The following is a 22030-nucleotide window of genomic DNA, read 5'->3' as shown; positions in this document are numbered from 1 at the left end:
TTTATACTTCAAGTAGTCCCATCGTTTTTGTGAGCCGTGACATCTACCTCAGCAACAACCTACACCGAGTTGCCCCGCAGCTATCGTATTCCCTTAGCCGTAATGGGGTTGGCGATTCCGCTGGCGCTGATCAAGCTGTGGCTAGGAGCGGTAGTAGGCTTGTTTGGCCTGTTTTTGTTGGTGCAGACCCTTACCCTGACGCTGCGCTTTACTGACAGCGCCCTCGATGTCTATCGGCGCGACACCGTCATTCGCCACTTCCCCTACGCTGACTGGCAGCACTGGGAAATTTTTTGGAATCCTGTGCCGGTGCTGTTTTACTTTCGTGAGGTCAACAGTATTCACTTTTTGCCGGTGCTATTTAGTCCTAGCGAACTGCGGACCTGTTTGGAGACTCACTGTGCAGCGGCTAAAGAGCCAGAGTAGTGGGAGCAGAGTAGTGGGCTGCTGAAGGCGAACCTGGCTTTCATCTGATAGGCTGACATCGAGGTCTATGGGAACCGCTATGGCTGCAGAGGAGCTATCACAATCAAGTTTAGAATCAGACAGTGTTGGTGGCAAAGGTGGCCCCGGTGCTGGTTCTAGCTTAGGGTCTGCTGACTCGGCTGGTCTCAAGTCAGACTGGAGTACTCGGATTGACGCCCTACGCCAGCAGGAAACTGAACTGAAGCGCAGTATTGCCGATTTGCAATTGGCCTACAACCGGCTCACCCAAGACCAGGTTCAAAAAATTCAGACCGATATTGGCCGTATGGTGCAGCAGGGCACAGCCGAGCTAGAGCAGCGCAAACGTTCCCTACAAAAAGACATCGAAGCTCTAGAGCGCCGTCAAGAGCGGATTCAGACTGAAATGCGCACCACCTTTGCTGGATCTTCTCAAGATTTAGCCGTGCGGGTACAGGGCTTTAAAGATTATCTGGTAGGCAGTCTGCAAGATTTGGCCGTGGCAGCAGAGCAGCTTGACCTGTCCCCGTCAACGCGTTCCAGGGTGGCATCGGAGGGTGATGATAGAGGTAATGCCGGGGCGGAACGCACTGTGAATCGTCCGTCTTCCTCCCGCCGGGCTGTTGCCGAGGCTGACTCCCCCCAGCCAGCCTTTGCCTCCAACGCCTTTCAAGATCAAACCGAGCGCATTCGCAGCCTGCTCGACCAGTACCGGATGCGACCCGACTACTACGGTCCTCTGTGGCAGCTGCGCCGCACGTTTGAACCCATTCATGCTGAGCGGGTTTCAAACTGGTTTTTTGCCCAGGGTGGTCGTGGGGCTGTTAAGAGTATGGGCAGTCGCCTACAAAACGTGCTGGTGGCCTCGGCAGCACTGTCAATCCTCTATGCCCTCTACGGCAATCGTCTGCGCACGTTGGTACTCTCCAATAGCCCCGAGCGGCTGGGCGAATGGCGACGAGGCTTGCAAGACTGTCTAGGCATCTCTCGGGCCGACTTTGGCACTGGCCAGGGGGTAATGCTATTCGATGCGCCAGAACCCCTGGCCCAGCGGGCCGATCGCATTACCGCCGACAATGGCTTGCCCTTTATCGTTGTCGACGAGGCCGAGTCAGTCATTAGCCTAGCGCTGCTACAGTTTCCGCTATGGCTGGCCTTTGCCCCCGATCCCATGAATCCGGCAACTGAGTACGACTACTACTAAGGTTTGCTCAAGGCCTGCAAGGCTATTGCGCTGACGTATCAAAGGCTTTGATCAGCTGATCGACGACCTGGTCTAGGGCGACCGATCGCGACGCCTTGAGCAACACGCGATCGCCTGGTTCCAGCATCGCTATCAGGTGCTGAGATAAGCTGCTGTGGTTGTCAAAGATAGTGGCTTCAACCCCATTAGCCGCTTCAGCTAGAGCTACCGCCTCCTCAGGATCGGCCAAGATCAGCAGGCGATCTAGCCCGAGCTGGTTGACTACTCGGCCAACCTGGCAATGCAGCGTTACCGATTGCTCTCCCAGCTCTTTCATGGTGCCCAGCACGGCAATGCGTCGCTGGCCTGGGGTTTCAGCCAGCAGGTGAATGGCGGCGGTCATCGACTCGATCCCGGCGTTGTAGGTTTCATCGAGCAGCACCACGTCATTGGGCAGCACCACCCGACGGGCGCGACCGCTGGGCAAATCGACCGTCAGTCCGGCGCTCAGCCCTTGCCAGTCGAGGTCAAGGGCTTGCATAACGGCGATCGCGGCCAGTAAGTTGAGAGCATTGTGGCGACCAGGCAGGGGTAGGGGTAGCTTCACCCCCTGCACCTCCATGGTCTCACTGTCGAGTAGGTGGCCCTGAACGTCTCCACCCTCCAGTCCAAAGGTGATCGTGCGACCGGCCCACATCGGATTGGCGGTAGCCATGAGCCGGGCATTGTCGTGGTTGAGCACCGCTATTCCCGAAGCGGGTAGCTCGGCTAGGAGTTCACATTTGGCATTGGCAATGGCCTGCTCTGACCCTAGACGGCCGATATGGGCGGTGCCCACGTTCGTGATGACCGCCACATCGGGCACGGCAATGCGGGCTAGGCGAGCAATTTCTCCCGGCCCTCGCATGCCCATTTCGACTACCGCAAAGTTGTGGTCAGGCTGCAGCTGTAGCAGGGTTTTGGGAACGCCAATGTCGTTGTTGTAGTTGGCCTGAGTTTTGTGTACCCGCCCCTGGGTACGGAGGGCGGCAGCAATCAGCTCTTTGGTGGTCGTTTTACCCACCGACCCAGTAATGGCTACAATGCTGGCCGTCTGCTGGGTGCGCCACCACTGGCCTAGGGCCTGATAGGCGATCAGGGTATCGGCCACCGGCAAACAAGGCAGGTGAGGAACTTGCTTGCCCTCTGCTACCACAGCCGCGATCGCTCCATTGGCGATTGCCTGCTCCACAAATCCGTGGCCATCAAAGCGATCGCCCACAAGCGCTACAAACAGCGCATTTTCTCGTAGATCTCGCGTATCTGTAGTGATATTTGATACTTGATTGCCCCACAACAATGGCGGGACATGATTCAAAGGAGCCTCAATGGCCGCTGCGAGGGTAGCTAGCGACGAAAAACCCATAGCTTCTGCCTAGTGTGCTGTAGCAAAGATGGCACCATACCAGTTTTTCACTAAAGTCTGGCCCAAAGTAATTTGATTGTAAGGCTGTTCGGGCGGGAAAAATTCGGGAAACTGCCCCAAAATTGGGCGTTATAAGCCTCGATTTAGGTTCAGCCATGATTTGTAAGGCGTTACAGAGGCCGGTGATGGTACTGAGCCCTCTTCCCAGCGGTACGGCCTTAGTCTAGGGTTTAAAGCGCAGAACTCATGGAGTGAGGTGTTTTACCGGCTGGACAATACGGATTGGGCCGGAGTTTATGGTTACCTTACGGTCTGGTAGCAAACTTTACCGGAATTTTGTTAATACCCCTGACATAATCTCGGAAACTAGAAAATTCACGCAGTAGTCTGAAGGTATTCGAACAGCATCCCAGTGTAAAAACTGACGCGGGTAAACGTCTATAGGGTTTTTAATTAGGTTTAGGGACTGTTACTGCCATCGAAACCGTGCATCTTCCAACGTCGTACTCTAACTGTTGGTTATATCCCAAAATTTTTCTCACTACAGTCGGTGTGGGCCTACAAGCATAAGCTCACCTGTAGATGGGGCAAGGGCGGTGAATCTGTGAAGACAAAAGCGACCTGTAACAATCGAATTACTACCGCCGACGAGCAGCGTCTGTATAGCCATCTGCTTGCCTGTGTGGCGGTAGAGTCTCCTGATGCCATGATCGATCGGTTTCAGGCGCTGTTTTTGGATGGTTGTGGCTATCCCGATCGCGATGTAGTCGCTGCGCTCGATCGCCTGCTGGCCAACCAGGAAATTGAGGACTACTTCCGCTTCATCCTCAATCGCTGCTGCCACATTTTGATCAATCGCTGGCAGACCAATACTCAGCTACAGCCCGCCATCCCGATTCTGGTGGAGCTGCTAGAGACTGTTCCAAATAGCCGAGTTTCAGAATTGTCGCGATCGCGCTCGGTGCGCCGTCTGCGCCAGGTTACTGAAGGCTTTCGCGATACCGAGCAGTACCTGGCCCTAAAGCGCTTGGCCTGCATTATTGAGGCGCGCCACTCGGCGCTGCCCCGCAACCGTCAGGCCGAAGCCGTGCCGTTGGGGTCGCTAATCAACCGCTACCCCTACCTCTATGAGCACTGCCTGGTGACCGAAGATAGCGACCTGCAGCACCAGCAGTACGTGCGAAACATGCAGGTTGAGGCCCAACACAAGTTTGAGGTCGACCTGACCCACTACGTGACCTATCGCGTGCGCCAGAGGCGGCTACACCAGCAGGGCCAGGCAGACTACATCGATAAGCTGCGGGTTGTGCACAACCCTACACTGCTCAATGACCAGGAGCTGGTATCGTCGCTGAAGCAATTTGCGCGTCGTCGCGATCACGGACAGAGCTACCGTGATGGAGCCCAGCGCTTTTTGCTGACCCACAACCAGGGGGCCTCATTTCGCGAATTTAAAGAAGACTTGTTTGACTACATTATCGCCGATGTGAATGCTGGCTACAGCCAGCGGCAGTTCAAATTGATGCTGCAAGACCATCTCCTATCCACTTTCTCCGACAGTGATGGCCGACCTGTAGATGACTTCCTCAGGGTACGTACGTGCAGCAACCTGTTCAACTTTTTAGTGGTTGACCCCTCCGCTGGCCGTCAGCACTACGTCTTCCTTGACCTCATTAACAACCTGGGGCCGGTGCAAACCACAGGGCTACTTTTGCGAATTTTGCTGATTTGCCAAAAGGTCAGGCCTTTTCTAGAGCGGCGCTTCTCGCTGTTGTTTAACCATTACGAAACCGCCTCTAGTGAAACGGTAGCCTGGCTGGTCAATATGTTTGAAAATATCAATATTGCCCTTAGCCTCAACTTTGGCAGCGTCGATCTCTCCCACACTAGCTCCCGCTAGTTGATGACGGGTGTTAAAGTCTTAGCAGGCATAGCTTTCTATCGCTTCACTCATGTATGACCTTGTTTCTGCCGCCTTGGAGGCTCAGCAGCTGACCCATGCTGCCCAGCTGATTAAGCAGTGGCAGCAAAAGGCTCCCCAAGACCCCTGGCTAAAGCTGGTGATGGGGCAGTATTGGGAGGCCAAAGACGAGCTGGAAAAAGCCCAGATTACCTATACTCGGCTGCTACAAAGTAGTGCCAATACCAAGGTGCTAGCCAATGCGCGGGAGGGGGTGCAGCGGGTGCGCGATCGCCTTGCCCAGCGCCGAGAGCATGATCTCAGTGCGGCTAAGCAGCAGCCAGGGGCAACGGGGGCAGCGGTGCTGGCACTAGCGCCGGTAAGGGGCGATCGCCGAGAGACCTCAGCCCAGGGCCTGGCCCGAGTGATGCAGATCGATGCCTATACAGCTCGCACCCGGCTACCCAGCAAGCATTGGCGGCTGCTGCGAGTAGGGCCAGCGGGAGAACTACAGTACTTTTGTGAACGCCTGCAGGCTGAGGGCACCCCAGCCTGCTGGGCTACGGCAGCCCAGGTTAAGGGACTAGCTACCTTCCGGGTGCAGGCCATTCAGTCAATCGAGCCGCAGCTAATGGTGATATGCCAGAATGATGCGGGCCAGCAGGGCACCATTCAGTTGACCTGGAGCGACATTACCCAATGGGTGGTGGGTCAGCTGCCCATCTATGAATCTATAGTTGACCTAGATGCCCGAGGCAAGCTGAAGCGCAAAGAGGCTACCCAAGACTACGGCGAGTTGATCGACTGGCACCTGCACGGGCGGGGGTGCGTGCTGCGGTTTTGCGATCGCACCTACAAATACCGCGATGCTGTGCCCTTACCCCCAGCGGCGGCGTTTCCTTCGCCGCTGATTGCCGCTACGGCCTGGAAGGCGATGAAGACTTACTTTGCAGACTGCATCATCTCTGGACCAATCACCGACTTTAGCGGCTTCGGCGAAAGCGCCCTTGACTTAATTGAGTTGCTACCTCCGTTTAAGTCCCATGTAGATTTGGCGCGACCGCTACCCTCATCCTGGGATGCAGCCTTTCACCTCTACAGCAGTCTGCGGTTTTTGGCTGCTGCTCCCTAGGGGGTGCCCTAAAACAAAGCCAGAGCTACCAATGGCAACTCTGGCTTACCTATCATGAATGGCTCAACCTAGACCTTGATCTAGCGCACTTTCACTTCCTTAGCCATATCCATAAAGGGAGAGAGGCTAGGACCAGGGCGGCGGCGGCGGGGCAGAGCGGTGCCAACGCTGGTTAGGTAGTTGGAGGCAAAGCCGGTAGGCACAGGCTCGGCCGGGGCCGCTGCCACGGCCGGAGCTTTGGTTTCTTTTTTGGCAGGGGCTTTGGTCGCAGCTTTAGCAGGGGTTTTAGTCTCTGCTTTGGCCGGAGATTTGGCTGCTGCCGCAGGTTCGGCCTTAACTGCCGGAGCAGGATTGCTAGGGGCGATCGCAGGCTGGTTGCTGCTATCGCCCTCGTCTAGCTCCATAAAAAATTCAGACTTTTTGCCCAGGCCCACTAGGCCACCAACGGTTTTGAAGATGCCGCCAATAAGCCCAAAGATAGCCCCAAAAATAGACTTAATTAAACCCATGGGTGTGTCCTTGATGAATCTGCGTTCTGAACTAATTATCAAGTTCCGTTACGCCTCATCACAAGGTGAAGAGGTAACTCAATACAAAAGTTAACGCTGGTCCTCAGGTTTCTAATCGGCTACGGCAGGGCTTGACCCTACTTCCACAGAGATGGCTTTGACCTAGAGCATAATTGCTTCGTCCGTATCAAGCGGAATACGGCCACGCTGCAAACTCGGCTTTGGTCTAGGGGCAGAGTATCCAGGATAAGGTTTTGCCGATTCGTAGGTTTGCTTGTTGGGTTAGGGCTGTGTTGGGTCCGGGCTATTTCCTAGCTACCCACGCTTAGAGTCGCCCAAACGTAGGCTTCAAAACTGTGCAAACTAATGTCTACAGGTTTGAAGCCCAGATTTTAGTGCGATCGCTTGCTGGTTTGCCAATAGCCCTAGCGTCTAGGGATGAGTAACGGCTTTGTTTTTTAGTGGAGAGAGCAAATTGGTATAAGCCAACCCTTTACTTTCCTTAGAACTTCGTTAGGATAATTAATAACGTAGTTCATTTTTCTTAATCTATATGACTGCTCAGCAGCGCATCCTATCCCTGGGCGGCCTTGCGCTTCAGCCCAACCAATCCTCTAATACTGCTTTTCAGATTTCTTGGACAATTCTGAGAGTTGTAGCCGGTATCGTTATGGTTCATAACGGTCTCGACAAACTGGCTAATATCGAAAGCTTTGCCCAGGCTTACGTGGCCTACCTAGGGCTGCCCTTCCCCATTACCCTCAGCTATATGGCAGCCTTCACTGAACTGATTGGCGCTCCTTTAGTAGCTCTGGGGCTGTTTACTCGCCCGGCTGCTCTGGGCCTCTTTTTTACCATGTCGGTAGCCATGTACCACCACGTTAAGGTGGCGGGTCTGAGCATTCCCTACCTGGAGCTGTCTGCCCTGTACGCGGCGACGTTTCTCTTCTTTGTGATTAATGGTGGTGGCCGGTTTTCTGTCGACGCGTTGTTGACCAAGGTGCTGGGCGGCATGCTGAGCCAGCAAGCCAGCGGCAAGCGGGCTTCTTTAGAAACTGTCTTTCAACTATCTGACGAAGCTAAGGCTGAGATCAAGTCGGGTCTATAGGTTTTCCAATTGTCTGTCCCCTCCAGCCCTCGGCAGAACTCTGCCGAGGGCTTTGTGTTGCTGGTGTTGCTAGGTGTGAGGCTCGCCAAACAGCACTAGAGAACAGGTAGCCTCGTCAATGACCTGGTGGGTAACATCGCTGACCGCTAGGCCGCCCGCCGTGCGTCGCCGCATCGATCGCAGCACGATCATGTCGTGGGTTTGAGCGGTCTCAAGAATGACCTCGGCGGGGCTGTCGCCACTAGTGGTGATTAGGTTCCAGCTAATCTGCGGGCCGTTGGCCATCATCTTAGTTAACGCGGTTTCTATGGCTTTGATTTGGTCGTCGAGAGTATAGCGATCGCGCACGTGTAGCAGCGTCACCGTTGCGTGATGGGTGTCAGCAAACACCTGGGCAAAGCGAGCCGTGCGCACGGCCTGGGGCGTAATAGTCTTCATCGGCACCAGAATGCGGCGCATTTCTGTCGGCTCAGTCAGCAACCGGGCTACCACTACCGGGCAGTGGCTCGACCAAAATACCTCATCGACTAGAGTGCCAAATAGCTTGGCCCGCAACCCCCGGCGGCTCCAACCCAGCAGAATCAGGCTGGCGTTTTGTTCACGAGCGGTGCGAGTAATGCCCTCTGATACATCGTCATCAATGCGCAGTACCGAGTAGGCCTGAGCCTTAAACTCCTGGCTCAGGGTTTCGGCTTTTTGCAGCAGTTGGCGGCACTGGCCTAGGGTGCTGAGCAGGTTGGGGTCATCCATGTGCACGTGGGCGCGGGCTACCGTAACCGGAATCACATAGCCGCCTTCGTGGCTAGCCAGCAGGGCGGCCATCTCAATTAAGTAGCGCTGAGTCACCGGGTTGTAGATGGGTACTACCACCGTAAACGGCCCAGTAATGGTCGAGTCTTGGCGACTTTCGGGGGCGGCTCCGTAGTCAAACCACAGCGAATCAGATTCGACACGGGGAAGTTTGGGTGCCATTAACCGCCCCGCATAGCGAGCCGTCAGCAGCGGCCCCGCCACCGAAGTGACCAGCATCATCACAATGACAGCATTAAACTCCAAACCCGAGATAATACCCTGCTGTAGCCCGACTAGGGCTGCGGCCAGGGTGGCGGCCACCTGGGGCATGGACAGTGACCACATGGTCAAAACCTGGGTCCAGCTATAGCGGTAAAAAGGCTTAGTGGCCAGGGCCGCCAAAAATTTGCTGAGAACCAGAGTGCCCGTCAGCGCCAGGGTAAAGGCCAGGTTTGTAGTCATGGACTCCATCAGCACTTGCAGGTCGAGCAGCAGCCCCATGCACACAAAGAAAAAGGGAATGAACAGCACCCCGCCGACAAACTCTACTTTTTCTTTCACCGGCCCGCTGCCCACCACGTCGTTGACCGCTAGCCCAGCTAGAAATGCTCCAACAATTTTGTCCACATTGATCAACTGCGACCCCACCGCCGCCAAAAATACCGCTGCCAGCACAAACAAAAACTGATTGCCTTCGCGATCGCCGTTGCGCCGGAAGTACTGCTTACCCACCCAGTCGATGCCGACCAATACCGCTGTGGCAAAAACTCCCAGCATCAGCAACTGGGCTACCACCGTCTGGGCCGAAAATTCTCCGGCCTGAGCGGCGACACACATGGCCAGCACCAGCAGCGCCCCAATATCGGTAAAAATCGTGGCACCTACGGTTGCGGTTACCGAGGGTTCTTTGGTTACCCCCAAGCGCATCACAATGGGATAGGCCAGCAGGGTGTGGGAGGCCAGCAGCGACCCAATCAGCACCGCTGCAATCCAGTCAAAGCCAAAGGCTCGGCTCAACAACATGCCCGCTACTAACGGCACTGTAAAGGTCGTAAAGCCAAACCCCAGCGATCGATTTCGGGTGCGCTTAAAGTCTTTGAGGTCAATCTCTAACCCGGCCACAAACATGAGGTAGATTTTGCCCACATCCGACAGCAGGGTTTCCACATCCCCAGCCGGGTCAAGCAAACCCAGAACGCTAGGCCCTAGGATGACCCCCGCTGCCAGCAGGCCCACCAACCCCGGCAGCCGCAACCGCTCAAAAATGGGCGGAATAATCAGCGTCACCAGCAGCAACACCGTAAAAGCTGTAATTGGGCTACTGGGTAAAAAGCTCAATAGCCCATTTGCGGCGCTATCTGCGGTTGTCAATGCAGCCATAGATTGCTCCTGAAGTAAGAGAGGGCGCTAAACCAGGCTAGCCTCATCGATATAGCAATCGCCTATAGGTGAGGACGTTTTGGCATAGACTCTTGGGGCCGTTATGAGTGAGCCGCTCTAGTTTCTGCGATCGGTCAATTAACTGCCTCCCAGGCCATAGCATTAGCCAGTACTATGGCTAATACCATACCCAACATTATTGGCCCCAATTGAAACAGACCGTTTTCGCAGGGGCAAACAATGTTGGGCTAACCAATGGGGGTTAGCCAGTTAGGGTTAGCCAAGTAGGATTGGATGTACGCCGTGGGACCGCATTTACTATGGCAAAAAAGATTTGCCCTGTATGGTCTCTGGGCTACCGGTTGAATGAATCTAGAGCTGATGCCTAGGCTCAAATACCTAGGCGTTGGTAGACCTGGTCTAGATTTCGCAGGTGGCGTTCGGGGCTAAAGCAGTGGGCAATTTCTGCGGCCGATAGATGGGCGGTCACTCGCTCATCGGCCTCAATAAGCCCTCTGAAGTTGCCGTCATCGGTATTCCAGGCCTGGTGGGCACAGGCCTGCACGATCGCATAGGCCTCTTCTCGGGCCAGACCTTTATCGACTAGGGCCAGCAGTACTCCCTGACTAAATACCACACCGCCATAGACATTCATATTGCGGGCCATATTGTCGGGGTAGACCAGCAGGTTTTTGATTAGCTCGGTGGTTTCGACCAGCATGAAGTGGGTCAGAATGCAGCTATCCGGAAAGGCCACCCGCTCTACCGAACTGTGGGAAATATCGCGCTCGTGCCACAGTGCAACATTTTCTAGGGCTGCCATGGCGTTGCCTCGCAACAGACGTGCCATCCCGGTCAGGCGCTCAGAGCGAATCGGGTTGCGCTTGTGGGGCATGGCTGATGACCCCTTTTGTTTCTTCGAGAAAAACTCTTCGACTTCGAGTACGTCGGTGCGCTGAAGATTGCGAATTTCTACCGCAAACCGCTCGATGGAGGCACCTAGCAGTGCCAGAGCATTCATAAACTCAGCGTGAATGTCGCGGGAGATGACCTGGGTAGAGGCGGTGTCGGGGCGCAAACCCAGGTTTTGGCAGGCCAGAGCCTCGATATTGGGGTCAATATTGGCGTAGGTGCCCACGGCACCTGAGATTTTGCCGACCGCGATCGCATCCTGCAGGTGCGTTAACCGCTCGCGGTGACGCAGCATTTCGGCCAGCCAGCCAGCCAGCTTAAAGCCAAAGGTCATCGGCTCGGCGTGAATACCGTGCGATCGCCCAATCATGACCGTATCGCGGTGTTCTTGAGCCCGGTAGCGAATGGCCTGAATTAAGCTTTCTACATGAATCATAATCACTTGGAGGCTGTCCACCAGCTGCAGTGACAGCGCTGTATCCAGCATGTCAGAGCTGGTCATACCCAGGTGAATGTAGCGCCCCACATCGCCTACGTACTCGTTGACGTTGGTGAGAAAGGCGATTACGTCATGGCGCACCTCGGCTTCAATTTCAAGAATGCGCTTAGGGTCAAACTTAGCCTTAGCCTTGATCTCGTCTACCGCCTCTTTTGGAATGTACCCTAATTCAGCCTGGGCTTCGCATACTGCGATTTCGACCCGAAGCCAGGTTTGAAATTTGTAGTCGTCGGTCCAGAGGTTGCCCATCTCGGGCAGGGTATAGCGTTCAATCAAGGCTTTGGTCTGAATACAACCGTCCTATTCTACCCGGCTGCCCTCAGCCGTGGAAAATTGGTGCACCATACTTCATGCTGATGTATGGTGCTCTGACTGGATGGAGCCATGCTTGTCCGCTGCAAAAACAGCGGTGATAGGGCAAAGCTACTGCAAGCGCTCAGCATTTTGCTGAGCATAGTTGAGGTTGGGTTGGTAATCGATGGCTTTTTGCTGAGCCGTAGCGTAGTTGGGGTCAGAAGCGGGCACCCGCTGCATTAGGCTGATGGACAAGGCCCAGGCATCGGCTACCTCCTGCCACTGGGCCGGCGTGCTAGCCGTTTGAGCCTGGTTAGCAGCGGTCTGGGCTGCATTAACTGCCTGCCTAAATAGATCTTCCTCGGTCACGGTAGCCGGATCTGTAGGAAGATTTGCAGGATCAGGAACCGCAGACTCGGTAGCCACTGGGTCACCCTCAAGGCTGCGCAGCCGACCCAGCACTCCATTGAGCAGTAGGCCCGCCAGAGCCAGCACTAAGGCCCCTAGGCCCAGGCCTAAAATGAGCCGCATCGGAAGACCCGAGCTTCCAGAGCGACGACGCACGCTGCCGTCGTCATTAAACTGGTCAGGGGTCAGCGCAACGTGGGTAGAGGGGTCTGAGCCAAACTCTTGGATAAAGTCATCGGTGGCATCTGGTTCATCGGCCATCAGGGCGACACCGTTGCGGTCTTGAATGAAGCCGTTGCTATCATCGTGGCTGTCGCTGAATACGTCAGCGTCGAAGTCTTCCTCCCCGAAGCTTTCATTACTGAAACCTTCGTCCCCAAAGCTGGCCTCGTTGCCAAACCCTTGATCGCTAAACTCTGGGGCTTCAAAATCTGATTCAGCACTGACATCTCCGACGTTGAAGCCTGGTGTGTCAAACCCAGAGCTGCCAAAATCATTGCCTTCAAATTCAACCGATTCAAATGCTAGATCTTCGTCAGCATCATGGCCAAACTCCATGGGTACGGGAATGAGTTCGGCCTCGGCAGTGTTGTCTTCAGTCTGCTCTACGAAAAAGGCTTCGTCATAGGCGTCAAGCTCGCTAGCGCTGTCGTCTAGGTCTAGATTAGGAACAAAGTTGCCCGCAGCGGTTTGATCGAGTTCCATGGTCGAAAAGGGCAGATCGGCATCGGCTTCCGGAGCAAAATCCGTCTCAAACCCTGACTCAAACTCTGGAGTAAAGGCCTCTGGGCTAACCGTTTCCCCTTCAGAGACAAACTCCGGCTCAAACCCTGGGGTAGAGTCTGAGCCAAAGGCCTCTAAGCCGTCTGCTTCGAACTCAGGGGTGTTGAAAGAGTAGGGGTCGTCGCCTTCAGGTAAAAATGCCTCGGCTTCAAAGGGATTAGGGGTGGCATCACCGGCTTCAGTTAGCGGGTCGAAGACTAGACCTGGGTCAAAGTTGGTCCCAAGGTCAGCCTCGATATTGCTAGGGGTATCTAGCGCTAAATCAGAGTCAAAGTCGTCAGCGGACTCTTCCCAGGATGGAGTAGATGAATTTGCAAAGTCTGGGTCAACCGTAGGTTCAGCCCAGTCGGTATCAAAATCGGTGCCCAAGTCGGCATCGAAATCGGTGCTCAAATCTGGGGTAGAGAAAACCTCCTCTGGGGCGGCAGCATCTTCACTCAGCAAATTGGGGGATAGATCGTCTTCTGCCGCCAGGTCAAAGTCATTAAAGTCGTCGGTAAAGGGAGTATTTGGGGCTTCCGCAGAGCTGTCTTCAGCCAGATCGAAGGCAGCAAGGTCGAAGTCGGCCGTGTCCTCCAGGTCGGTATCGGCCTCGGTGCCCCAGGAGAGGTCGGCTGGGACACCAGCCCAATCGTCGGTTGCATTGCCCGCCGCTAAATCGAGGTCGGCGGCTGCCCCTAAATCTGCAAAAACGGGCTCATCGGGAATGATCAGGTCGGGAGGCAGGTCATCTGTATTGCCGATCGCCTCTATTGACGGGTCTTCAGACTCAAGCCCTAAGTCGGTAAAGGCGATCGCATCTGGATCGCCAGTATCAAGCTCTAGCGCCTCGGTACCCACATCATCATTAGGGATGGCCGCCAGATCTGGATCGCCAGTATCAAGCTCTAGCGCCTCGGTACCCACATCATCATCAGGGATGGCCGCCAGATCGCTCCACTCGTCGGGGCGATCGAATTCAGAGGTTAAGTCGATGTCAAAGGCGGCTAGGTCATCAACAGCAGACAGGTCGGTTGTGGCTGACCCAGGCGCGATCGCATTTGTGTCGCTATCGTCCCACAGATCATCGAGATCAGCCTCGACTTCAGGCGCGGTTAGTGGGGCCGGAGGGGCATTAAGGTCGAAGCCTGAGCCGTCGGTTTCGAGATTGTCAACGTCTGCGATCGCCTCTAATTCTTCCATGCCAAAGTCAGCGTCGGCTTCGGCGAGGTCCAGGTTTGCTTCGGCGTCAAACCCTGTGCCAAAGTCCAGCTCTAGATCATCGGTGATGTCTAGGGTGGCCTCGCTACCAGTCGCCTCGGTGTCATCAAACCCAAAATCAAAGTCAGCGGTGCCAAGCTCTAGATCGTCGGTAGCACTGGCTGGGGCTGGGGTTTCAGGCAGGTCAAAGTCGAGATCTAAGTCAATGGCGGAGGGAGCGCCTGCTGGTTCATCGGCCAGGCCAAAGTCTAGGTCTAACTCTCCGGCTGGGCGATCGAGGGCCGGTTCGTCAGCCCAGCCCAAATCAAGATCAGCGGCGGCATCCGCAGCGTTATCGTCGGAACCCAGATCAAAATCAAGATCGCTGGTAGGGGCAGCTTCAACAGGCTGATCGCCAAAATTCAACTCAAAATCTACATCGGTAGGCGCGTTGGCATCAGCTGGCCCATCGGGGAGACCTAAATCAAAATCGAGGTCGTCAGAGCTGGTAGTCTGCTCGGTAGCGGCCTCAGTGAAACCTAGATCAAAATCCAGGTCACCAGAATCAACAGGGGGTTCGGCAGCGGCCTCACTAAGACCTAGATCAAAATCTAGGCTACCAGAATCGGTAGTTGGTTCAACAGTAGCCTCACCGAGACCTAAGTCAAAATCGAGGTCGATGGGGTCGGCAGATGGCTCCTCAGGCATGGCTAGATCGAGGTCAAAGCCGTTGTCGGTGATGAGGTCATTGGCAAGGCCGTCGCTGAGGTCAAGATCGAGATCGGCAGCGGCGTTGTCGCCAAAGTCAAGGTTGAAGCTGTCTGCAATCTCGGGCTCAGAACCAGGGTCGGTGAGATCGAGACCAAAGTCGCTGTCGGTAAAGTTTAAGTCGAAGTCTGTAGGTGCCTCAAGGCCCAAATCGCTGCTAGTAAGGCCTAAATCCAGGTCCAAATCGGCCTCATTAAGGTCGTTGCCCAGGGCCATGTCGAGATCGCCAAGGTCGGTTGTGTCTAGCGCTGCGCTGTCGAGGTCAAACTCCAGGTCTAGGTCATCGCTGGCGAGGGCGTCACCCACGCTCGCGTCACCAGGAGCGGTATCGAGATCAAACTCGACGTCGTTGACGGTGGTTTGCAGTACCAGATCTTCGCTCCAGGCACTGGTGCCAGCGCCAACCTGTTTGCCGCTCACCGTGAGGTGATGAACAGCGGCTAGATCCAGCCCCGTGATGCCTTTTTTAACAAAGGCAACTAAATCGGCCTGATTTGGAATTTGAGCACCCTCTAGGTTGACCTGGAGCGTACTTTCCTGCTGTGCCACATGGGCAGTAATGCCCTGGGTCTCTAGATGGCGATTCATCAGGGCTGCGATCGCGTCTGGGTCACCCTGACGGGCCAATTGCAGAACATTGGGAGGCGTAGTAGACATAGAGGTCTATTGAATTCGATGAATTCAGCGCACTGGGCCGGAGAATTCCCTATAGTATGCCCGTGGTGGCTGATATTGGCACAATCAACCTTTAGCGGTATGTAAACCTAGGGAAATGACACCCTAAATGTTACGGAATTTGTTGATTTAGCTGTTGCAACGCAGTTTCTAACTGCTGCTGGGCCTCTCCATAGCGTTGCCAATCACCCTGCTGAAGCGCCTGTTGGCCAGCTTGATATGACTCAAGAGCGGCCTGAACGAGGTCGGCTGTGGTGCTGGGCGGTGGTGCTACTGCTCCCGGCGTTGTAGGTGTAGGTACGGGTGTGCTCGCTTCCCCAAAGATAGCATCTAGGCTTTGCTCAAGGGTTTCTCGCATCACGACGCGATCGTTGTAGGCGACAATTACCCGCCGCAGTTCGGGCAGCTCGCCCTGATCGGCCCGCAGGTAAATGGGCTGCACGTACAGCAGCGACTGCTCGATCGGAACCACCAGCAGGGTACCGCGAATCACTCCCGATCCCTGCTGGCTCCAGAGGGTAAGCTGCTCAGAGATTTCGGGCGTTTGGCTAATGCGAGCCTCAATTTGGGTGGGGCCAAACACTAGCTCCTGCTTAGGAAATTCGTAGAGCAGCAGGCGGCCATAGTTGTCGCCGTCAGAGCCACCGGCCATCCAGGCGATCATATTGTCGCGGTTAGCAGGGGTAAAGGGCAAAATTTGCAGAAACTCCTCCTGGTTCAGCCGGGGCAGCTTCATGATGATGTAGTACGGTTCCATCGCCTCCACCGCGCCATCTTCCTCATGCTGAGGGAAGCGCCACAGATCTTCGCGGTTGTAGAAGACCTCGGGGTTTTCCATGTGGTAAGCCCGGTACATTTGGGCCTGCACCGTGAAAATATCCTGGGGGTAGCGCAGGTGATCGCGGTAGCTGGCGGGCAGGTCTTCAATCGGTTTAAACAGCTCGGGAAAGATGCGGCCGTAGGTAGCTAGTAGTGGGTCTTCGCGATCGCGGGCGTAAAGTTCTAGGGTGCCATCGTAGGCATCGATAAAGACTTTGACGGCATCGCGAATGTAGTTGACGCCGTTGCGCATCAGCGGGTTGGCGCTGTCGACCAGTGAAATCAGGTCGTCGCGTCGGTTGAGCGGCTCCGAGTAGGGGTAGCGATCGCTGCTGGTGTAGCCGTCTAAGATCCATTTGATGCGCCCGTCGATGATGGCTGGGTAGGGGTCGCTGTCAAAGGTGAGAAAAGGGGCTACCTGCCGCACCCGGTCGGTAATCAGCCGGTGGTAGTGAATGCGGGTTTCGGGGCTGAAGTAGTTAGAAATTAAAACCCGAAAATTGCCCAGATCGTAGGCGTAGATCAGTCGCCGCAGCCATGAGTTAAGCGGCACCCCCCCAGCCCCGGTATAGCGATAGGCGGCGTTGGTGTCGCCCTGGGGATAGTCAAACTCGTCGGTGCTGGCTCCGGTAAAGATGTAGTTGCGGGTGCTTTCGCCGTAGTAAATGCGGGGCTGCTCTAGGGGCAGATCGACGTTGCTGTCGGGGGGCACATTGCGAATGAAAAATTCTGGCAACCCGTTGGGGGTAATCTGGTTAACCGGGCTCATTACCGTTCCAAAGCCGTGGGTAAATTTGAGCTGGCGGTTGATCCAGTTTTGGGCTTCGGACGGCAGCTGCTCCACCGGCAGTTCACGGGCCGAGAGGGATACCTGGCGGTAGTCGCCGTTGAGGGTGTAGCGATCAATATCGACATCCTCAAAGTTGTAGTAGAGGCGAATTTCTTGCAGCTGCTTGTAGGTGCTGAGCAGGGGGGCGTAATCCCACAGGCGAATGTTGCCTACGGTGGGGGTGTTGGCCTCAATGACATCGCGGGTGAGGTTGGCTTCAGCCGGAAAGGGTTCTGAGGTGACGCTGTCGAGGCTGTAGGCCCGCCGGGTAAAGGCAATATTGTGCTCAATATAGGGGCGCTCGATGGTGAGTTCGTTGGGCTCGACCACAAAATTTTGCTGAAACCATGGGTAGAGGCCGTTCACCAGCACCAGCACGCCCAGGTAAATCACAATGCCAAAAATGGGTAGCGAAAAGCCGCTGCGGGTCAGAGCAATCATGAACAGGGCTGCCACGGCCAGGGTGACAAACCCCATCAGCCAGTAGGCCTGTAGCCGGGCGTGTACATCGGTGTAGCCCGCCCCAAAAATGACCCCGCTGTCGGAGTACAGCAGCGAGTAGCGATCGAGCCAAAAGCCCGCTGCCAGTACCACCGCGATCGCCGCCAGCAGCAGGCACAGGTGGGCTTTGGCCTCGCCCGTGAGAAAGTACTTCCAACCGCGCTCGGGGCGCACCTCACCCTTGAGGGTGTAGACCGTAATGGCAATCAGCAGTGCCCATATCAGTAGCCCCAGCAGGTTGTCCTGTAGCCCCTGCCACAGGGGCAGCTTAAACACATAAAAGCCAATATCGCGCTGAAAGATCGGGTCGGCGATACCAAAGGCGGTGGGGTTGAGAAATTGCAGCACCGTTTGCCAGGCCGTTGCCGACCGCAGGGCTACTCCTAGGGCTAGCACAAAGATTAGCCCCGCCATGCCCAGGTGCAGCAGGCGCGCGAACTGCTCTCGCTGAGCCGGGTCGCTGTAGCGGCTCAAAAATCGGTAGGTGCGATCGCGGGTCAGTCGTAGCGCAATTTGATAGCTGGTCCACAGCCCTCCGCCATAGAGGACAAAACTGCCCAACCCCAGCGCCAGTTGCCACTTAATGCGGAGCCAAAAAACTGACCCGTAGCCCACCGACTCAAACCACCACGACTCGGTCAGCAGGTGCACCAGGCCGCCAGAGAACACCAGCAGCAGCGTAAGGGCCACCAACCAGGGCAGCAGTCGACGGGCGCGGAGAGATTTGGTCGGGGAATAGGTCACAGGTATGGCTGTTAAGGGCGGATTGCACCTCAGCAAAATGCCCCAAGATGAAGGACTTAAGTAGCGTCTGAGATGCTGTTGCTTCTAAAGTCTAGCGATCTCATCTCCCAGACAAGCTGCCCAGGCCCCCAGGCTTAACCTTTTTTTAGGACCGCGATCGCATTTAGACACCCGGCTCAATTTTGTGTCTGGCTATCCATTGCGGGCTATCGACAGAGGCTGAGGCGGTGCCGGTCGAACCGATTGTCAACTTTTAATAAGCTCTTGCGGAATTGCCGGGATCCTACGGAAGTTACCTGGGAAACCTAGAGGCGATACAACCCTTCGGTCCCCCCTTATGAGTGAATACACAGGCATGACCCCCACCGTAATCATCGGTTTGGGGGGAACCGGCAAAGAAATTTTGATCAAGATTCGCCGCATGATTGTGGAGCAGTATGGCTCCCTTGATGCCCTACCCATTGTCTCGTTTTTGCACATCGACACTGAGCAAAATGCTCGCGTTTCTGAAGCGCAGACGGTGCTCAAGCAAGATATCTCCTTGCGACCCATCGAGCAGGTCTGGGCCAAGGTCGAAGATGCCAAGGCAATTCTCAACAAGCTCTCCGCCTACCAGTATTTAGACGAATGGTTCCCTAGCGAGCTCAAGGGCACCGACTCAATTTTGTCTGGAGCAGGGCAAATTCGCGCCCTCGGTCGGTTTGCCTTTAGCCTCAACTACCCGCTAATTAAGGACTACTTTACCAAGGCACGGGGGCGTATTGTCGGCCACGAAAAGTTCATGCTCGATCGCTGGAAAGTGCAGCTCGACAAGGGCGTCAACATTTTTGTGGTGTGCTCGCTCTCGGGCGGTACTGGCTCGGGCATGGTAATGGACTTGGCCTACAATCTGCGCGACTGGGTACCCGTTTCAGAACTGCCGCAAACCAGCGCTTTTTTGGTGCTGCCGGGGGCGTTTTCGGGGCTGGGCGATCGCGTCATTGCCAACGCCTACGCCGCCCTGATGGAGCTAAACCACTACAGCCGGGGCGACACCCGCTTTGACGTTCAGTACAGCGACAGCCAGAGCGATCGCATCACCAGCCAGAGCGGCCTCGACGTGCCCTTCAACTTCACCTACCTAGTAGGCAACAGCAACGACAAGGTCACCTTTCCCACCCTGGGCGACGTGCTGGAAATGGTCTCCCAGAACGTGTTTCTCGACTTTAGCTCCGGCTTTAGTCAGTACAAAAAACTGGTGCGCGACAACGTCCGTAAGCACTGGGCCAGCCCCGACGCCCTGGGCTATCCGCAAAATTTCATGAGCTTTGGCCTCTCCAGCATTCAGTTTCCAGTAGAGCGGGTGCTAAATGCCTGTGCGGCTCGACTGGCGGCTCAAACGGTGGACTGGTGGAGCAACCCCACCCCCGCCCCCGCCGCGATGTCCGACCTGATTCGCACCGAGATTTTGCCCGGTCTGTTCCTGGCTGAGTCGGAGCATGACCACCAGATTATCGACAGCATCAGCATGGGCGACAACAAAAAGCCCTATGCCAAAGAGGTGGCCGACTGGGTCGCGGGCATTCGCAAGCGCCGCAACGACCTAAATATTCCCTTTGAGAACCTGCAACGGTTTATCTCCAACGAGCAGGAGAAATATTCTCCCCACTTCCACGACACCGGCACCGACCCCAAGCGCTGGAGCGATTACTTCCAAAAAATGTGGGACAACCTCACCTGGCTGATCCCCGAAAAGCGCAAGGAGCTGCGGGCGGCAGTGTACTTGATGGTGGAAGACCGCTTCCGAGGGCCAAAGTTTACCCGACAGTTTTTAGAGGTGCTGATCGAGGTCTTTGCCGACTTTCGCAGTAAATTTGACCAGGATAGGCAGAAATACTGGCTACCTCGCGAGCGATCGGCCCAAAATGCCCTGCAAACCCTGCTGAAGCAGATCGACGATCACGCCAAGCAGATGATGATGCTCAACCGCAAGAAGGTGATCGAAGATGACTTCCAGGGCATTATGCAGGCGCTGGAGCAGGTCTACGTCTCTAAGGTAGAAGTCAAAGCCCGCACCCTGGGGGTGATGCTGCTGGACGGTCTGCGCGAAGAAATTGACCAGCTCTTGGTTGATTTGACTGCCTTTGAAACGGTGCTGGGCAATGTCCAGGTCGAACTGAAGGATAAAGAGCGCGTCTACACCCGCGAAACCGGCGGCCTGACGGTCAACGGCATTTTGCTCTACGACGAAAAAGAAATTGACGCGGCCTACCGCAAAACCGTCGCCGACCAGGAAGAAACCCTCTGCCAGACCCTTTCTCAGCAGGTGCTCGAAGAACTGCGAGTGCACCTGTTCGACCTCTATCCCTATGACGCCCTCAAGACCAAAGACCTCTACGAGCGACTGCTGGGTCAGGCGATGGATGTCTTTCGCCGTCGCAGCCAGCTCGATATTTCTACCGCCCGCAAGTTTCTGGAGCAGTACCCCACCGTCGAGATGCAGGAGGCCCAGATCAAAACCACCTTTGAAAAATCGGAAGCTTTTTTGCGCCTCAGCCAGGAGCAAAAGAAACTGGGCTGGGACGACAAGCTAGAGAAGTACCAAAAGCTAGTGGGCATTCAGGGCGGCAGCAAACCCACCGATCCGGCGGTTTCGGCTCTGCTGCCGATGATTCGTAAAACCAGCACCGTCACCGACAAAGAAATTCGCCCTCTCAACGACCCCTACCACATCTACTTTGTGCAGGAAACCGGGGCCTTTCCGCTGCGGCTAATTGAGGGTATGGAGCGGATGCGATCGCTCTACCGGGCCGTCAGCCAGGCCGACCACAACCCCCTGCACACCCACCAAGACTACCGCCAGTTTGGCGACGTGATGCCCGAAACCAGCAACGAGCGGCAGGCCCGCTATAACCTGATGCTGGCCAATGCCCTGGGCCTGGTACGCCAGGAAGATAACCGGGTGACAGGCTTTGCTGAGGTCAAGTTTACCTATCGCAACAAGCTCACTGGCTTCGATCAGACCGAAGTGATGGGGACGACCTGGCAGGAGGCCGAGGATTTTCTGCTGACGGATCAAAATCGTCGGTTAGCCGAAACCCTGGATGGAGCGATTCGATCGATCGGCGACCAGGCGGCCACCAAACCCCAAAAGCAGGCCCTTTACGACCAGGTGATGACCTATCTGCAACAGCAGGAGCAAACGATTCCGGGCGGCACCGATAGCGACGAGTACCAGCGCATCCAGGCGGCGATTTCCGATTTTGTTACCACCCATCGGCTGTTCATTCCTACGGATATCCCCGCTGCTGCCGTGCCCGTTCCGCCAGCACCCGCTACCGCACCACTGGCCATATCGACCCCTGTCGCTCTTTCTGAAAACTTGGGCAAATACGCCAAGTTGGTGGAAACCTGCTATCGCCGGGGTACTCCCTCAGCTACAGAACAGGAATTGCTGGAAAAATTTCGAGTGAAGTACGGGGTTTCGGTAGCGGATGCCAATGCGATCGCCGCCCAATTTCTCCCTCAGAATACGGTGGAAAATGCCGCCACCGAGTTTGCCCTGATGTTCCGCGCCTTCCTCGACAACGACGGCGAAATTGACTTAGAAGAACAGGCCCAACTGCTCGATCTCCAGGAAGAACTCGGCCTCACTAACGAGCAGGTCGCCACCATCGAAGACAACGTCCGCGCCGAAATGAACCGGCTTTAAGAGAAGCGGTGCAGGGTTCACGGCGCAGGGTGCAACGTTTGGATGAGCGCGGCTCTCCTTAACAACCCCTAACCG

The 22030-nt window shown here is 55.7% G+C and carries 12 protein-coding genes; 6 read left to right on the top strand and 6 right to left on the bottom strand.

Annotated elements, in window-relative coordinates:
• The first annotated feature begins 36 nt into the window (after window positions 1-36).
• Window positions 37-426: a DUF3119 family protein gene (locus tag IQ273_RS07450; RefSeq protein WP_194022539.1), complete on the top strand. Its 390-nt coding sequence runs from the start codon at window positions 37-39 to the stop codon at window positions 424-426.
• A 79-nt stretch (window positions 427-505) separates the two neighbouring features.
• Window positions 506-1648: a DUF3086 domain-containing protein gene (locus tag IQ273_RS07445; protein ID WP_194022538.1), complete on the top strand. Its 1143-nt coding sequence runs from the start codon at window positions 506-508 to the stop codon at window positions 1646-1648.
• 22 nt (window positions 1649-1670) lie between these two features.
• Here IQ273_RS07445 and murF read toward each other — a convergent pair whose 3' ends face one another.
• Window positions 1671-3032 carry a UDP-N-acetylmuramoyl-tripeptide--D-alanyl-D-alanine ligase gene (gene murF, locus IQ273_RS07440; RefSeq protein WP_194022537.1) on the bottom strand — a complete coding sequence of 454 codons (1362 nt, stop codon included), beginning with the start codon at window positions 3030-3032 and terminating at the stop codon, window positions 1671-1673.
• 604 nt (window positions 3033-3636) lie between these two features.
• On the opposite strand from murF, the gene IQ273_RS07435 reads away from it, so the two are divergent.
• A complete protein-coding gene (locus IQ273_RS07435) occupies window positions 3637-4932 on the top strand; it encodes a hypothetical protein (protein WP_194022536.1) in 1296 nt (431 codons plus the stop codon).
• A 52-nt stretch (window positions 4933-4984) separates the two neighbouring features.
• A complete protein-coding gene (locus IQ273_RS07430) occupies window positions 4985-6064 on the top strand; it encodes a tetratricopeptide repeat protein (protein ID WP_194022535.1) in 1080 nt (359 codons plus the stop codon).
• An 80-nt stretch (window positions 6065-6144) separates the two neighbouring features.
• Here IQ273_RS07430 and IQ273_RS07425 read toward each other — a convergent pair whose 3' ends face one another.
• Window positions 6145-6573, bottom strand: a complete 429-nt coding sequence (locus tag IQ273_RS07425) for a hypothetical protein (RefSeq protein WP_194022534.1) — start codon at window positions 6571-6573, stop codon at window positions 6145-6147.
• A 553-nt stretch (window positions 6574-7126) separates the two neighbouring features.
• Here IQ273_RS07425 and IQ273_RS07420 point away from each other — a divergent pair.
• On the top strand, window positions 7127-7681 hold the full coding sequence (locus tag IQ273_RS07420; RefSeq protein ID WP_194022533.1) for a DoxX family protein: 555 nt from the start codon (window positions 7127-7129) through the stop codon (window positions 7679-7681).
• 69 nt (window positions 7682-7750) lie between these two features.
• Here the strand turns inward: IQ273_RS07420 and IQ273_RS07415 are convergent, their stop codons facing one another.
• From IQ273_RS07415 to IQ273_RS07400, 4 genes are all read right to left on the bottom strand, one after another.
• Entirely contained in the window at window positions 7751-9853 is a 2103-nt protein-coding gene (locus tag IQ273_RS07415) for a cation:proton antiporter (RefSeq protein WP_194022532.1), read from the bottom strand.
• A gap of 391 nt (window positions 9854-10244) precedes the next feature.
• Window positions 10245-11540 (bottom strand): adenylosuccinate lyase, encoded by a 1296-nt coding sequence (gene purB / locus IQ273_RS07410; RefSeq protein WP_194022531.1) that lies wholly within the window; start codon window positions 11538-11540, stop codon window positions 10245-10247.
• 147 nt (window positions 11541-11687) lie between these two features.
• Complete coding sequence (locus IQ273_RS07405; RefSeq protein WP_194022530.1) at window positions 11688-15353, bottom strand: hypothetical protein; 3666 nt, start codon at window positions 15351-15353, stop codon at window positions 11688-11690.
• A 130-nt stretch (window positions 15354-15483) separates the two neighbouring features.
• Window positions 15484-18264 carry a UPF0182 family protein gene (locus IQ273_RS07400; RefSeq protein ID WP_194022529.1) on the bottom strand — a complete coding sequence of 927 codons (2781 nt, stop codon included), beginning with the start codon at window positions 18262-18264 and terminating at the stop codon, window positions 15484-15486.
• A gap of 337 nt (window positions 18265-18601) precedes the next feature.
• Between IQ273_RS07400 and IQ273_RS07395 the strand changes: the two genes are divergently transcribed.
• Window positions 18602-21955: a tubulin-like doman-containing protein gene (locus IQ273_RS07395; protein WP_228052499.1), complete on the top strand. Its 3354-nt coding sequence runs from the start codon at window positions 18602-18604 to the stop codon at window positions 21953-21955.
• The last annotated feature ends 75 nt before the right edge of the window (window positions 21956-22030 follow it).

The organism is Nodosilinea sp. LEGE 07298 (assembly GCF_015207265.1).
In the GTDB taxonomy this organism is placed as follows: Bacteria; Cyanobacteriota; Cyanobacteriia; order Phormidesmidales; family Phormidesmidaceae; genus Nodosilinea.
The sequence above is the reverse complement of the archived record's forward strand: the minus strand, read 5'-3'. Positions and strand labels throughout refer to the sequence as shown.

What these genes read in the sequence shown, in the direction of transcription:
- IQ273_RS07405 (WP_194022530.1), bottom strand. Translation starts at nt 15,353, where the DNA reads ATGTCTACTACGCCTCCCAATGTTCTGCAATTGGCCCGTCAGGGTGAC.
- murF (WP_194022537.1), bottom strand. Translation starts at nt 3,032, where the DNA reads ATGGGTTTTTCGTCGCTAGCTACCCTCGCAGCGGCCATTGAGGCTCCT.
- IQ273_RS07430 (WP_194022535.1), top strand. Translation starts at nt 4,985, where the DNA reads ATGTATGACCTTGTTTCTGCCGCCTTGGAGGCTCAGCAGCTGACCCAT.
- IQ273_RS07395 (WP_228052499.1), top strand. Translation starts at nt 18,602, where the DNA reads ATGAGTGAATACACAGGCATGACCCCCACCGTAATCATCGGTTTGGGG.
- IQ273_RS07445 (WP_194022538.1), top strand. Translation starts at nt 506, where the DNA reads ATGGCTGCAGAGGAGCTATCACAATCAAGTTTAGAATCAGACAGTGTT.
- IQ273_RS07420 (WP_194022533.1), top strand. Translation starts at nt 7,127, where the DNA reads ATGACTGCTCAGCAGCGCATCCTATCCCTGGGCGGCCTTGCGCTTCAG.
- IQ273_RS07415 (WP_194022532.1), bottom strand. Translation starts at nt 9,853, where the DNA reads ATGGCTGCATTGACAACCGCAGATAGCGCCGCAAATGGGCTATTGAGC.
- IQ273_RS07425 (WP_194022534.1), bottom strand. Translation starts at nt 6,573, where the DNA reads ATGGGTTTAATTAAGTCTATTTTTGGGGCTATCTTTGGGCTTATTGGC.